10 protein-coding genes and 2 pseudogenes are annotated in these 13,863 nt (G+C 69.7%); 4 read left to right on the top strand and 8 right to left on the bottom strand.

Going from position 1 to position 13,863, the window contains the following annotated elements; genetic code table 11:
* Window positions 1–100: 100 nt before the first annotated feature.
* From U9983_RS10355 to U9983_RS10320, 8 genes and pseudogenes are all read right to left on the bottom strand, one after another.
* A complete protein-coding gene (locus U9983_RS10355) occupies window positions 101–394 on the bottom strand; it encodes a hypothetical protein (protein WP_322749007.1) in 294 nt (97 codons plus the stop codon).
* A gap of 199 nt (window positions 395–593) precedes the next feature.
* A pseudogene (locus tag U9983_RS10350) lies at window positions 594–1,415 on the bottom strand (IS5 family transposase).
* Window positions 1,416–2,824: 1,409 nt separating this feature from the next.
* Window positions 2,825–3,592, bottom strand: a pseudogene (locus U9983_RS10345) (Tn3 family transposase); the annotation flags it as partial.
* A gap of 67 nt (window positions 3,593–3,659) precedes the next feature.
* Window positions 3,660–4,457, bottom strand: a complete 798-nt coding sequence (gene pcaD / locus U9983_RS10340; RefSeq protein ID WP_322753798.1) for a 3-oxoadipate enol-lactonase — start codon at window positions 4,455–4,457, stop codon at window positions 3,660–3,662.
* Between the two features lie 173 nt (window positions 4,458–4,630).
* The gene (locus U9983_RS10335) at window positions 4,631–5,476 is read right to left on the bottom strand and encodes an FAD:protein FMN transferase (protein WP_322753797.1); all 846 of its coding nucleotides are present in this window, start codon (window positions 5,474–5,476) and stop codon (window positions 4,631–4,633) included.
* Window positions 5,473–5,937: an FMN-binding protein gene (locus U9983_RS10330; protein WP_322753796.1), complete on the bottom strand. Its 465-nt coding sequence runs from the start codon at window positions 5,935–5,937 to the stop codon at window positions 5,473–5,475. Before U9983_RS10330 ends, U9983_RS10335 begins: the two co-directional genes overlap by 4 nt.
* 102 nt (window positions 5,938–6,039) lie before the next feature.
* Entirely contained in the window at window positions 6,040–7,365 is a 1,326-nt protein-coding gene (locus U9983_RS10325; RefSeq protein WP_416211336.1) for a ferric reductase-like transmembrane domain-containing protein, read from the bottom strand.
* A 324-nt stretch (window positions 7,366–7,689) separates the two neighbouring features.
* Window positions 7,690–9,534, bottom strand: coding sequence for a bis-aminopropyl spermidine synthase family protein (locus U9983_RS10320; protein WP_322753794.1), 1,845 nt, complete (start codon window positions 9,532–9,534; stop codon window positions 7,690–7,692).
* A 195-nt stretch (window positions 9,535–9,729) separates the two neighbouring features.
* Between U9983_RS10320 and hisD the strand changes: the two genes are divergently transcribed.
* From hisD to hisH, 4 genes are all read left to right on the top strand, one after another.
* Window positions 9,730–11,025, top strand: a complete 1,296-nt coding sequence (gene hisD / locus U9983_RS10315; protein WP_322753793.1) for a histidinol dehydrogenase — start codon at window positions 9,730–9,732, stop codon at window positions 11,023–11,025.
* Window positions 11,026–11,051: 26 nt separating this feature from the next.
* On the top strand, window positions 11,052–12,242 hold the full coding sequence (locus U9983_RS10310; RefSeq protein ID WP_322753820.1) for a histidinol-phosphate transaminase: 1,191 nt from the start codon (window positions 11,052–11,054) through the stop codon (window positions 12,240–12,242).
* 190 nt (window positions 12,243–12,432) lie between these two features.
* A complete protein-coding gene (gene hisB / locus U9983_RS10305) occupies window positions 12,433–13,020 on the top strand; it encodes an imidazoleglycerol-phosphate dehydratase HisB (protein ID WP_322749762.1) in 588 nt (195 codons plus the stop codon).
* Window positions 13,017–13,625: an imidazole glycerol phosphate synthase subunit HisH gene (gene hisH, locus U9983_RS10300; protein WP_322753792.1), complete on the top strand. Its 609-nt coding sequence runs from the start codon at window positions 13,017–13,019 to the stop codon at window positions 13,623–13,625. The genes hisB and hisH overlap by 4 nt, the downstream gene beginning before the upstream one ends.
* Window positions 13,626–13,863 lie beyond the last annotated feature (238 nt).

The raw sequence follows: 13,863 nt of genomic DNA, 5'->3' as shown, positions 1-13,863 counted from the left end.
CGGCGGGTCCTGATCTGCGCCGTACGTTCAGCCTCAACCGGCATGACTCCAAGCTCTCTTGTGAGATCGGAGCCTCCGGCGGAGTCAGGGTGATCCAACCTCACCCCGCTTGCCATCGGGCACTTCCACAGGGGACGCTCACGATGACGCGGTGCGGCAACGCCCGGAGCTCGTCCGGGGTGACCGCGACCCCGGCTTCGCGCAAACGTTGCTCGAAGCGCTGCCACTCATGCTCTTCGCCCGTCTCCTCGGCATCGTCGGGCAAGACCACGTTGTAGACGTTGCGCACAACGTGGGTGAGCGAGATTCCGCCCAGCTGCGCCGACGTCGTCCACCCCCGGTCGTCCAGGAGCGTAATTTCACGACCGTCGGACAGCAGCGCGAACTCACGCACTTTGCACGACGTCCCGCCGTCTGAGCCCTCCTTAAGGTCGCCCCAAGCCCCGAGACTCACTACAGTTGCTGGACTGGCGTTCATAAGCCGGACGATATAGGAATCAGCCCGTGCGGCTCGGTCGCGCGCCTGTTGCCGTCAGTCCATTCATCGGCAGCACCATCTCCATGCCGACCGGCTCCGCCAGATCCGCCCAGAACTAGAGCGTGTCTGACGGCTCTTTGACGAGATCGCGGAGCCAGATCATGATCGCTGTGACGGTCAAGGTGCCGTTGAAGACGTAGTCCCGCTTGTCGTACCGGGTGGCCACCGCCCGGCATCCTTTCCACTTGTTGACGCACCGCTCGACGGCGTTGCGGCGGCGGTACTGGGCGGTGTCGAAGGCCCGCGGGCCGCCCGCTGGTCGGCCGGCTGGGCGATGGTCGCCTTGATATGACGCCGCCGCAGGTAGCAGCGGTTGTCCCGGCTGGAATACGCCTTGTCCCCGCGCAGGCGGTCCGGACGGGTGCGGGCACGGCCCGGCCCCCGCCGCCGGATGCGCAGGCCCGCCAGCACCGGGACGAACATCGGGCTGTCACCCCGCTGACCCGGCGAGGTCCGCCACGTCAGCGGCCGGGCCCGGTCGTCCGCCAGAAGATGGATTTTGCTGGTCAGGCCGCCCTAGGAACGCCCAACGCCTCCCGCCCGTCCGGGTCCACCCGTACACCGCCCCCTTTTCCGGGAAGTCGCCCGGCGGCCGGGGCGGCATCCGGATCAGTGGCATCGGCCTCGATCTGCAGCTCGGTCAGGATGCCGCCCCGGTGCCGTCCGCCGACCAGCGGCGGTGCCGTTCGTACACGGTTTGCCAGTGGCCGTACCGCTCCGGTAGGTCACGCCAGGGCACGCCGGTGCGGGCCCGGAACAGCACTCCGTTGACCACCGTGCGGTGGTCGGCCCACTGCCCACCGGGCTCGCCGTTGACCGGCAGCAACGACTCGATCTTCTTCCACTGCGCGTCGGTCAGTTCGTGTCGTCGCACCATGACAAGCCCATGCCCAACCAGGCAGTGATCTACGGCCCGATTCGAGAGCCGTCAGACACGCTCTAACCCCGAATTGCCGTGATCAAACGCCCGGCTCACCAGTGTGTGCAATTCAGATTCTGGACCGCCGTGTAGGCCGAGGCTCCCGTACCGATACTCACCGTTATCAAACTGCGCCAGCTCACGGGTGCCACTCCTTCGCATACCTGACGAGCGACAGCGCGATTGACGCTGCCGCCACCAGGATAAACATATTTCGATCCGCTCGCCTGATAATGCCAGGTGCCGTCCGAGAAGTACTCGTAAAGGTAGATCGTCACCGTGGCTTTCGTATTTGGGCAGGTCCCTTGATACCACCAGCCGTGAGCCGAAACGTCCCCTGACGACAGGTGCGCGTAATCGCCATCGACGTATGGCGTGCAGGCGTCCGCGGAAACTATCCCGCCGCTCGCGTCGGGAGCCAATAAGGGGGCCGACGAGACTGTGCCGGTGTCCGGATACGGATACAGCGCTGGATGTGGAGGAGACGCTGGGCCACCGGTAGCAGCGGATGCAACCCCACCGAAACCACCGGATGCCAAGATCGCAACGGCGGCCGCAATGAGTGTCGCAGCATGTCGGATGCTCGGAAGCTTCATGGTCATGCTCATTTCTGTCAGCGATGCTGCAAACTCTGTTCTCGCGGCCTGCGGCACCTTGCCGGGAATGTCCTTAACTTTCGCCTTTGTCAGGGTAGGCTACGCGTCACTCAAGCGGATAGGGCCACATGGCCGGTTGACAGGCCGCTCATCGCGTGCCGAGTGTCCTACTGTCCGCAGTCGAGCAAGGCGCGCGGACCAAGCAGGCCCGGTGCTCGGGTCGGTGTCACCAGGGGCAAAGTCCGCGTCGGGGGCGGCGACCACGTCGGGCCTGGGGCCGGCGTAGCGCTCGAGGCCGCGGACGGAGGCGTGGCGGGAGCGGGCGAGCAGGGTAGGGGTGTTGGTGCCGGCCTCGGCCTCGACAGCCGCACGCCAGCTCGTCGCGACCGCCGCCCCCGGCAACCTCAACGACCCAGCATCCTGGCGGTGTAGCCACCCTCATCCCCACGTCCAGGCCCTTATCGACCTGGCGCACGACGACCCGGCTGATCCCGACGCCGGACCAGAGCCGTGCCGTGCGCTGCTGGTCGCCGTCACCCACTACCTGCGGGCTTCCGGGCAGACCATCGCTGGCCGCCCTCTCGTCGAGGCCGCCCACCGCCGTTGGGCGCGAACCCTCGGCGACGACCACCCCGACACCCGGGAGACCGCGCAGCAGCTCGCCGCCGCGACGCGGGTTTCCATTTTCGATGCCTCGGTCACAGCGAGTGCACTGGTCGGGTGGTTCACCGGCCGGTGGGGACCGCGGCGAGCCTGAGCTGCCACGATCGATTCCCGGTCGGCCCCGGTGAGCTGGCCGTCCTTGCCGTAGCAGAACTCGGTGTTCGCGGAGTTCCAGTTCTCCGCGACCTGTCGCCCTTCGTGGATCTCGGTACGCAGCTCCGGGGACGACAGGTATTCGCAGATGAAGATCGTGCGGGTGGCGCGGCCGAGTTCTTCCAGGGCTTGGAAGGTGGGGTGTTTCGGGCCGCCGCGGGTGAACCGGCGCAGCACCTGCTCGGCCTCGGCGGTGCCCAGGCGTAGGGCGGTGGCGTATTTGACCATCTGGTCGTACTGCTGGGCGATCAGGTCCCAGTCGATCGTCTTGTTCGACAGGACTAGGGTGAGCTTCGGCCAGGTGTCGTCTGCGCCGCCGCCGGGCCGGTAGAGCCGGGCGGAGCCGATGTTCTTCAGCCGCGGGAGCAGACGGAAGTCGAGCAGGTGGGCGAAGGCGAACCCGACGACGCTGGCGCCGTGGGTGTCGACGTACTGCCGGTCGATGTCGGCGGAGGTCAGGTGCCGCATCAGCCCTTCGATCATCGAGGCGACCTCGGACGCCGAGCACGAGGTCACCTGGGAGTAGATGCAGACGCTGCGCTTCTCGACGTGCCAGTAGATCATCACGCCGGGGCCGCGGTAGCGCTGGTGCCACTCGGTCATCAGGTTCGACGACCAGGAGCCGAACTTCTTCGAGTCCGACGCGCAGGAGGTCCCCTCGCCCCACAGAGCGGCGTCGCGGACCGCGAAGGTCTCGTTGACCAGCCGGCGGATGGTCGCCCGGTCGGTGACCTCGCGGGAGGCGACCGAGGTGAACTCGTCGGTGAAGTGCGTGACGTAGTCGGCGTCCTTAGCGCGCCGTCGAGTCCCGGGCCTCGAAGTGTGCGGTCAGCGCTTGGCCGACGGCGGCCGGCTGCTCGATGACGGCCAGGTGCCCGGCCTGGGCGAGCTCCACGAGCGTGGCCCCGGGAATGCCGTCGGCGAGCTCCCTGGCATGCGTGGGCGGGGTCGCGATGTCCTCAAGGCCGGCGACGACAAGCGTGGGCGCGCTGATGCGGCCGAGATCCGCGCGTAGGTCGAAGCCGCCCAGCGCCGCGCAGCAGGCCGCGTAGCCTACTGGATCCACGGTCGCGAGGTCGGCGAGCAGGCCGCGGATCCGTTCCGGTGCCCGCTGCACAAAGCCCGGGGCGAACCAGAGCTCGGCGCCGCGCGCCACCATAGGAGCCATCCCCTGCTCGCCGATGACGGCGATACGCTCGTGCCAGCCCTGCGGTTCACCGAAACGGGCTGACGAGCAGACCAGAGCCAGGGCGGTCAGCCGGTCAGGATGGTGGACGCCCAGGTGGGCGCCGATGGCACCGCCCAGAGAGATCCCCGCATAGGCGAAGCGGGCGTAGCCGTACCCGTCGGCGAGCTCCAGGACCAGGTCGGCGAGCGCGGCCATGCTCACTCCGGCCGGGACGACGTCCGCGGCGGTGCCGCCATGCCCTGGCAGGTCGAACCGGAGCACCCGGTGGCGACGGGCGAGCATCGGGACGAGCTCGTCCCAGACATGCAGGGTGGTGCCCAGCGACGGGCCGAGCAGCACCGGCGGGCCGGACGTCGGACCGTCGGCGCGGTGGTGCAGGCGGGCGGAGCTGCTTGTCACGGATTCTCCCGGATGCACGGACTCTCCCGGACGCATGGACTCTCCCGGATGCATGGATCAGCGCCGCAGCGTGCGTTCACCGCGGGCGCCACCGTGGTTGCCGACCGCCTCGGCCTTTATCGGACGGTCGGCCGTCATCGGATACTCGGGTTCTATCAGGTGTTCGTGGTTTGTCAGGTGTTCGGGGCTACTCGGTCGTGGCGGCCGAACCCGGGTGTGCTCCGGTGGGTGCCGTCTGCGGTGACCACCAGCGCTTCGGTCCGGTCCAGGCTCGTGAGCCACGCCAGCGCATCGGCGCCACGGGCAAACGCGGCGGTCGCGTACACGTCCGCCCACATCAGCGACGGGCCCGTCACAGTCACCGCCAACAGGTCCGAACCAGCCGGCCGGCCGGTCCTCGGGTTCACGATGTGCGCACCACGCGCCGCGCTGCCCGACGTCGCCACCCCACCGCAGCGGACGGGCAGGGTGGCGAGCACACGCGTGCTGTCGAGGGGGTCGCAGATTCCGACATTCCAGGCCGGGGATGCCGGGTCGTCCACATGAGCGGCGATGTCCCCGCCGGCGCTCAGGTAGTGGTCGTAGCCGTCGATCGCCGCCAATCTCGCCGCGGCACGCTCGACCGCCCAGCCCTTGACCAGGCCGGACGGGTCGAACCAGCGGCGGCCGGCCCCGGCCACTGCCTCTGCGCCGGCATCAGGCGCAGGCAACTGTGCGCTGAAGTAGCCGTCGGCGCGTTCGGTGGCGTCGGCGCAGAGGTCCGCGACCTCCTGGACGAGACGGTCGCAGCCGCTCAGCGCCAGCTCGCCCCGGTTCAACATCATGATCTCGCTGTCGGCGCGGTAGGTACTGAACAGCGCGTCGACCATCCGCAGCTCAGCGAAGACCTCCGCGACGATGCGTTCGACCTCGGGGTCGCCGTGCGCCCGCGGTCCCCGCAGGTGCAGGCTGACGGGCATCCCCATGATCTGTTCGATCCAGGCTCGGCGGGACATCGACCCCGCCACCCACGCCGTCATGACAGGTGCGCCGCATCAATGGCGGACTGCAGCGAGCGGATGTAGCCGTCGCTGGTGACGGTCGCGCCACTGACCACGTCGATCTTCGCGCTCTGGGAGGCGACGGTCTCGGAGTTGAGGACGGGGACGGCGACCCTGTTGATCTCAATGTCGCGTGGGTTGTGATCCGGTAGCTGCACGGTCTCGGCGCTGACGATCCGGCCGGCCGCGACGGTGATCCGTACCTGGACGACACCCCACCTGGTGTTGACCGCGGATCCGGTCGTAGCTGTCGATTCGCCGGAGGTGGTGCCGGAGGTGGTGCCCGAGGTGGACCCGGAGCCGCTGTCGGACGTCGTGGCGGAGTCGCCGGTACTGACCGCCGCGGCCGAGGCCACGGTGGCACCGGTGCTGGTCCGGTAGCTGAACAACAGTACGAGGCCCGCGACGGTCGAGGCGATGGCTACCACGATGCGGCGCATGTCGGAGTCCCTTCTGGGGCTGACGCGGTTGCGGTCGGGATGGTGCGGTCAGGGGGGCGGGGACGATCGTCCCGGCGGGTCCGGTGCTCCGCCGCAGGCTGGTCACCAGCCAAACCGTTCCATGTGCAACTGTTCTGACGGGACTCCGGCCAGCAGCGCCGCGTCCCGCACGGCGTCCATCCAGGCGTCGGGCCCACAGATGAACACATCGTGGTCGGTGATGTCAGGCACGATCTGCCGCAGCGCGTCGTCGTCCAGCAGGTGGGAGAAGCGTTCCGGCAGCCATGACGAGCGGTCCGGCGAACGATGTCCGGGCAGATAGATGACGCGGATGCCGCGCATCGCGGCCAGCATATCCAGTTCGTTCCGGAAGATCAGGTCTTCCTCGGTAGCGGCCCGGTAGATCAGCGTCGCCTCGCCGGGGGAGTAGTCGAGTTCCTCCAGCAGCGCCCGGATCGGGGTGACGCCGATGCCCGACGCCATCATCGTCACGCGGCGTCGTTGGCGGACGGCGCCGGTGAGCCGGCCGTAGGGACCCTCGATGTGTACCCGACTGCCGGGTCGCACGTTGGCGAGCGCGGCGCTGCCGTCACCGAGGTCCTTCACGGTGATCCGCAGCCAGCGCGGGTGCGCCGGCGCGGACAGCGAGTAGGGATGGCCACGGGACCAGCCGGGTCCGGTCATGAACCGCCAGATGAAGAACTGCCCGGCACTCGCGCCCAGCCGTTCGATCGCCTGGCCGCGCAGGTGCAGGGACACCACGGCGGGTGCCTCGGCGACGACCCGATCAACGACGAGGCTGTGCCGCCAGGTGCGCAACGCCGGCAGGCCGAGACGGAAGACGATGACGGCGCCAGCCGCGGCCGCGTAGATCGTCCACCAGTACACCCTGGCCCACGGGGTCGAGGTGAAGTCCGCGCCGGTCCACAGTTCGTGTGGGATGGACAGGCCCACCCCGAGGTAGGCGTACAGGTGCAGCAGGTGCCAGGACTCGTAGCGCAGCCGCCGTCGGGCCGCGCGCACCGAGGTCACGACGACCATCACCAGCATCGCGGACCCGGCCGTCGCCAGCAGCATGCCGGGGTAGTCGGTGATCAGGTCCCAGGTCTGCGCCACCAGGCCCGTCCGGGCCGCCGCCGCATAGCCCAAAATGATCAGCACGATGTGGGCGAGCATCAGGTTGAAGGAGGTAAATCCGACGAGACGATGACGTCGGGTGAGCTCATCCTGGCCGTAGCTGCGCTCCACCCAGGGAATCCGCGCCATCAGCAACACCTGGATGAGCAGCAGGTCCGCGGCGACCAAGCCGGTGAGCCGGCCGAGCCCGGTCAGTATGCCGCTGCTCCCGGTGAGGTCGGCGATACCCCCGTGCGCGAGCCACAGGGCCACGACGATGACCATGGTCGCAGCCGCGGACAGACCTGCCATGTCCCGCCACCACAGACGGGGCGCCTTCGGATGGACGGCAGACGGGGCCGGTGGCGTGGGTGGCTGTGTGCCGGTAGGCGGCTGTGCGTCGGTAGGCGGCTGTGCGTCCGGGGCGGCGCCGTCGGATGACTCCAGATATTCAGCTGGCCCCAGCATCGTCAAGCTCATGGGCTGCCCTCCGTGTCCGCGCTCGGCCATGCCGGCGCTCTGACATCGATGGTGGGCAACGGGACTTCAGCGTTGCTGAACACAACCTGTGAGGTTGCTGGGTTCCCGGGCGCTCTTATCCCACCCGACTGCCGGAGTTCACCCGACTGTCGGAGTTCACCCGACTGTCGGAGTTCGCGCGGCGGCGCTCGGGCGACCGACCTGGGCCGCGATCCGCGCGATCCGCGTGATCTGGTGGCGGGGTAGGTCCATCAGCGTTGCGGCGAGCAGGCCCGGATCGGCCACGGCTGCCTCGACGGCGGCTCGGGCGTCCTTCTTGCTCAGTGTGCAGCCGGCGCCCCGGGCCGGGTTCTGGGTCGTCGGGTCTCGGGTCAGAGCCTCCGTCCAGACGTTGCCGACCTTTCCATGGGGCCGGTCGAACAGCCAGCGGACTATGCCTTCCCCCGTGCTCAGCGGGGCGGCCTCGATCGGGACGGCCTCGAGCAGAGCCAGTCGATCATGAGGAAGCCGCCGCCAGCACAGGCGCCATTTCGGCGCGAACAGCGCGCCCAGCGCGCGAAAGCACTCGGGGTTCACCAGGTCGGCATGATCAACAGGGATGAGAGCGACGAGCCGGTCGGCGTTGACCGCGAGCAGCGTGCGGGCGAGCCACGGTCCCGGGTCGGCGCTCAGGTCGGCGGCCACCTGTACTCGTCTGCGTCCACTGAGCGACTTCGGCAGGCCGCCACGCAGTGCCGTGGCGAGCCGGACATGGGCGGGTCCCGCGGGGGAGGTGTCCGGGGCGCCGTCGCCGAGGAACACCAGCCGGCCACCGTCGAGGCCGACCGCGGCAGCGGCCAGCAGTTCCTGGGCGGCCGCGGGCGAGGGCCCTGCGTCCGCTGCGCTCTCCACCGCATGGCGGCCCCGGGTGTAGATCGCGGCGCGGCCCCGGGAACCGGGGGTCGCACCGGCCAGTTGCCGCCATGTCGTCGCGGTCGGCCGGCACACGTACAGGTCGCTGGTCGCGCCTACCGCCTCTGCGCCGTCGTAACCGTTGAAGTCCGCCATGATCGCCTCAACCGTAAGGTGAAGATCGCTGACGGCACGTTGCACCTTCCACCCGAGCGCCGGATGCAGGTCGCTGTGTCCGTAGGCGAGCAGCAGCCGCCCACGTCGGGTGTCGCGCAGGCCGGCCAGCCCCCGGTGCAGGAAGAGAGTCACGCCCTCGGGGGTGTACGGCGGATCGGTGAAGATCAGATCTGCCCAGGACTCGGTCACGGCCGGCAGCCCGAAACGCAGGTCGGCGAACAGACAGCGGATGTCGAGACCCCTGTCCCGGGACTGGGCGTCGATGAACTCCAGCAGCCGCTCGTCGAGGTCGACGACGGTCACCGACAGTCCCGGCACGAGGATGCAGGCGGCCAGCGAGGTGAGATCATGATCGCCGATGCACAGCAGGTGTGCTCGGGTGAGATCGTAGGTGGAGTCCATCCACAACGCGCGCCGGGCCGCGGTCTCCCCGGTTGCCGGGACGTGGTCGAGGTCGATGCGCGACGGCGGTGCCGCGGCCACGAGATCGTCCATGGTGTCCACCAGCGCGCGGTGCGCGGTGAGGCGCGCCGCGAGCGGATCGTTGAGCGCGGTGCGTCCGAGCTCGTCGAAACCGAACCGGTCACGATACGCGGCCACCAGCTGCGGTGAAATCATGACAGCGCCGGCAGCGCCGCTGGATGTCGCCGGGTCTTCGCGCAGCACTCCGGGGACTGCGGCCTCCGGGCGCGCGATCTGACGATCGTCGCGCGCCCTTTGGCCCTCTAGGTCACCGGTGAGGCAGGCGAGCACCTCTTCGACGGTACGGCGGGCCACGCCCGAGGCCCGGACGAGATCACCGATGGTCCACGGCCGTTCGGTCAGCAGCGCGACGACCCGCCGAAGTGGGCGCGCCTGCGCCCCGTAGTCGGCGACGAGGTTCTCAAGCCGGTCGAAGGCCCGTCCGCTCTCCGTAGTGCCGTGGGCTGTCACTTTTTCGCCGTCACCTTCCCATCTTCACGTTTCTCTTCCACTGTCGCTTTCCCACCCTCCCAGGTACGCACGCGCTCGGGCACCAGCGCTGCCCCGTGACGCCGCGTCCCCAAGAGCGGCCCTATTGCCGGGCGCACTATCGCCGGTCGCACGAAGACCGGCGCGCCTCGTGCGGGTACGGATACTCTCGTCGTCGTGCTGAGAACGCTCGATCTGCGCGCGGGCCTGCCGTCGGCTCCAGCGCTGCGCGGGCTGCTGCCCCGCGCGGCGCTCGATGTCGAAGCCGCCCTCGACGCGGTCCGCCCCGTCTGTGATGACGTGCGTGACCGCGGTGATGCGGCGGTCCTCGATGCGGGCGAGCGGTTCGACGGGGTCCGCCCGGCCGCGGTGCGGGTTGCGCCCGACGCGCTCACCGACGCGCTCGACCGGCTCGACCCGCGCGTCCGCGATGCGCTGACCGAGGCGATCCGCCGCTGCCGGCTCGTCCATCGTGCCCAGCGCCGCGAGTCGTTGACGATCGACGTCGCCGTGGGGACCCGGGTCACCGAGCGCTGGCTCCCGGTGGAGCGGGTGGGGTTGTACGTGCCGGGTGGGCGGGTCGCCTACCCGAGCAGCGTGGTGATGAACACGGTACCGGCGCAGGAGGCCGGCGTCGGTTCGATCGCACTGGCCTCGCCACCTCAGGTCGAATGCGGTGGACTTCCGCATCCGACGATTCTCGCCGCCTGCGCCATGTTGGGCGTGGACGAGGTCTATGCCGCCGGTGGTGCGCAGGCGATCGCGATGTTCGCACACGGCACGGCCAGTTGCCCGGCGGTGGACGTCGTGACGGGCCCCGGCAACATCTACGTGACCGCGGCAAAGCGCCTGCTGCGTGGGCTGGTCGGGGTGGACGCCGAAGCCGGCCCGACCGAGGTGGCGATCCTCGCCGACGACACCGCGGATCCCGCCCACGTCGCGGCTGATCTCATCGCGCAGGCCGAGCACGATCCGATGGCCGCCTGCATGCTGGTCACCGCGTCCACCGAGCTGGCCGACGCGGTCGAGATCGAGCTTGCCAAGCAGGTGCCGGCGACCCGCCACCGCGAGCGGGTGGAGGCCGCGCTGACCGGCCAGGGCGTGGTCGTACTGGTCGCCGACACCGACGCGGGTCTTGCGGTGGTGAACGCCTGGGCCGCGGAACACCTGGAGATCCAGACGGCGGACGCCGCCGCGGTCGCCGCCCGGGTCCGCAACGCCGGAGCGGTGTTCGTCGGGCCGTGGGCTCCGGTTTCGCTCGGTGACTACCTCGCCGGGTCCAACCATGTCCTGCCGACCGGCGGTACCGCCCGGCACAGCGGCGGACTTTCGGTATCGGCGTTCCAACGGCAGGTCCACGTGGTGGAGTGTGATCGGGACGCGCTCGTCCAGGTGGCTCCGCGGGTTGCCGCGCTCGGCGGAGCTGAAGATCTTATCGCCCACGTCGACGCGGTGGAGGTGCGCGTGCGATGACCGCCAATCCGGTTGCAGACCATCCGATGGCAGAGCCTGATCCCGTGGCCGGCCGGTCGTTGGCTGCGGGTCGGGTGCGCACGACGCGCCCGCTGACGCTTGACGAGTTGCCGTTGCGTGACGACCTACGCGGCCAGGTGCCCTACGGCGCCCCGCAGCTCGACGTTCCGGTGCTGCTCAACACCAACGAGAACCCGCACCCGCCGTCCGCCGGTCTGGTCGACGCCATGGGCAAGGCCGCGGCGCTCGCGGCCACCGAGGCCAACCGGTACCCCGACCGCCAGGCCGAGGCGCTTCGCGCGGACCTCGCCTACTACCTGACCTCGGACGCCGGTTTCGGGCTGCGGACCGATCAGGTGTGGGCGGCCAACGGGTCGAATGAGGTGCTCCAGCAGCTGTGCCAGGCCTTCGGTGGCCCCGGGCGGGTCGCGCTCGGATTCGAGCCCTCCTATTCGATGCACCGGCTCATCGCGATGGCGACCGCGACCGGCTGGGTCGGTGAGCCCCGCGAAGCCGACTTCACCCTCGCTCCGGCCGCGGTGGCGCAGGCGATCCGCCGGCATCGGCCGTCCCTGGTCTTCCTCACGTCACCGAACAACCCCACCGGCACCGCGCTGCCGACCGAGGTGGTGACCGCCGCGTGTGCGGCCGTCGGCGAGACGGGTACCGGCATGGTCGTCGTGGACGAGGCCTACGCGGAGTTCCGGCGGGCCGGGGTCCCCAGCGCGCTCACACTGCTGCCGGCAGCGCCGCGGCTGGTGGTGACACGGACGATGAGCAAGGCGTTCGCGCTCGCTGGCGCCCGGGTCGGTTACCTCGCCGCGCAGCCGGCTGTCATCGACGCATTGCAGCTGGTGCGGCTGCCCTACCATCTGTCGACCTTCACCCAGGCGGTCGCGCGTACGGCGCTCGCGCATGCCGACGAGCTGCTCGGCACCGTCGAGGCGGTGAAGGTGCAACGGGACCGGATCGTGACCGAGCTGACCGGGCTCGGTTGCGCGGTGGCTCCCAGCGACGCGAACTTCGTGCTGTTCGGACGGTTCCCCGATCAGCGCGGCGTGTGGCAGGCACTGCTCGACGCGGGCGTCCTCGTCCGGGATGTCGGCCTACCCGGCTGGTTGCGGGTCACCGCCGGGCTGCCCGGTGAGATCGACGCATTCCTCGCCGCCACCCGCGTCCTGCTGGCCGACCCTGCTATGACACCGATCCCGCTTTGACACCGACCCCACTTTGACACCGACCCCACTTTGACACCGACCCTGCTTTGACACCGACCCTGCTTTGACACCGACCCTGCTTTGACACCGACCCTGCTTTGACACCGACCCTGCTCGATGACCTCGGCGCGGTCATGACGCCGGCGCGTTCCGATCTTCAGCCGCCGGATTCCGGGAAGGAATGACGACCATGGGCCGCACCGCTCGGATCGAACGCAAGACCTTGGAATCACATGTCGTCGTCGAGCTGGACCTCGACGGCACCGGCGTGTCGTCGTCGTTCACCGACGTCCCGTTTTTTGACCACATGGTCAGCCAGCTCGGCAAGCACGGCGGCTTCGACCTGACCGTGCGCACCCGCGGCGACCTGCACGTCGACGCCCACCACACGGTCGAGGACACCTCGATCGCGTTCGGTGAGGCGCTGCGCGAGGCACTCGGCGACAAGACCGGGATCCGGCGGTTCGGTGACGCGCTGGTACCGCTGGACGAAGCGTTGGTGCAGGCGGCGGTGGACCTCTCCGGCCGGCCGTACTGCGTGGTCGTCGAGCCGGAGTTGATCGAGCTCATCGGCACCTACGACACGACGCTGACCCGCCACGTGTTCGAGTCGATAGCGGCGTCCGCGCGGATCGCGTTGCACGTGCGGGTGGTGTCGGGCCGCAACGCCCACCACGTGGTCGAGGCGCAGTTCAAGGCGGTGGCACGGGCGCTGCGGGACGCGGTCGCGCTCGACGGGCGGGTGGCGGGTGTGCCGTCCACCAAAGGTGTGCTGTGACCGGTCCGCGGGTGGTCGTCCTGGACTACGGATCGGGGAACCTGCGCAGTGCGCAGCGGGCACTCGCCCGGATCGGCGCAGCCGTGACGGTGAGCGCCGACCCGGCCGCGGGCGGGGCCGCGGACGGGCTCGTGGTGCCCGGGGTGGGTGCCTTTGCCGCATGCATGGCCGGGATCGCCGCGGTCGGCGGGGCGGGCGTCATCCGCGGACGGATCGCCCGCGGGCAGCCGGTTCTCGGGATCTGCGTGGGCATGCAGGTCCTCTACGACCTGGGGGATGAGCACGGGGTGCGGACTCCCGGCCTCGGCGTGCTCACGGGGCAGGTTCGGCGTCTGGACGCGCCGATCCTTCCGCACATGGGGTGGAACACGGTGGCCCCGCCGCCCGACACGGTGCTGTTCGACGGGCTGCCGGCGGACACGCGGTTCTACTTCGTCCACTCGTATGCGGCCAAGGCGGAGCCCGGGGACACCGTGGCCGAGCACGGTGAGCCTTTTGCCGCCGCCGTGGAGCGAGGTCCCCTGTGCGCCACCCAGTTTCATCCGGAGAAGTCCGGCGATGCCGGTATCCACCTGCTCGCCAACTGGCTACGCACGCTGGGCTAACTGCACTGGGGCCTCCGGGTGCGCGAAAAGGCCATGATCGCGCACCCTTTGGCCGGGCTAGCTGCACTGGGCCTCCGGGTGCGCGAAAAGGCCATGATCGAATATGGTTGACGTGATCAACCACGCAGGCCGCGCCGCAGGATAGGGCCGGGTCTGCCTGCTGCGCGCCGAGCTGTACTGGTTCCATGGTGGGGTGGGGGTGTCCGCCACGGAATGGAGCGCGCGGCGGTCCCGTCCC

This window comes from Protofrankia sp. Cas3 (assembly GCF_963555955.1).
In the GTDB taxonomy this organism is placed as follows: domain Bacteria; phylum Actinomycetota; class Actinomycetes; order Frankiales; family Frankiaceae; genus Protofrankia.
The sequence above is the reverse complement of the archived record's forward strand: the minus strand, read 5'-3'. Positions and strand labels throughout refer to the sequence as shown.

Excerpts from the sequence above, each read along its gene's own strand:
- U9983_RS10335 (WP_322753797.1), bottom strand. The coding sequence starts at position 5,476 with ATGACGGCGTGGGTGGCGGGGTCGATGTCCCGCCGAGCCTGGATCGAA.
- U9983_RS10330 (WP_322753796.1), bottom strand. The coding sequence starts at position 5,937 with ATGCGCCGCATCGTGGTAGCCATCGCCTCGACCGTCGCGGGCCTCGTA.
- U9983_RS10325 (WP_416211336.1), bottom strand. The coding sequence starts at position 7,365 with ATGGCAGGTCTGTCCGCGGCTGCGACCATGGTCATCGTCGTGGCCCTG.
- U9983_RS10310 (WP_322753820.1), top strand. The coding sequence starts at position 11,052 with ATGGCAGAGCCTGATCCCGTGGCCGGCCGGTCGTTGGCTGCGGGTCGG.
- hisB (WP_322749762.1), top strand. The coding sequence starts at position 12,433 with ATGGGCCGCACCGCTCGGATCGAACGCAAGACCTTGGAATCACATGTC.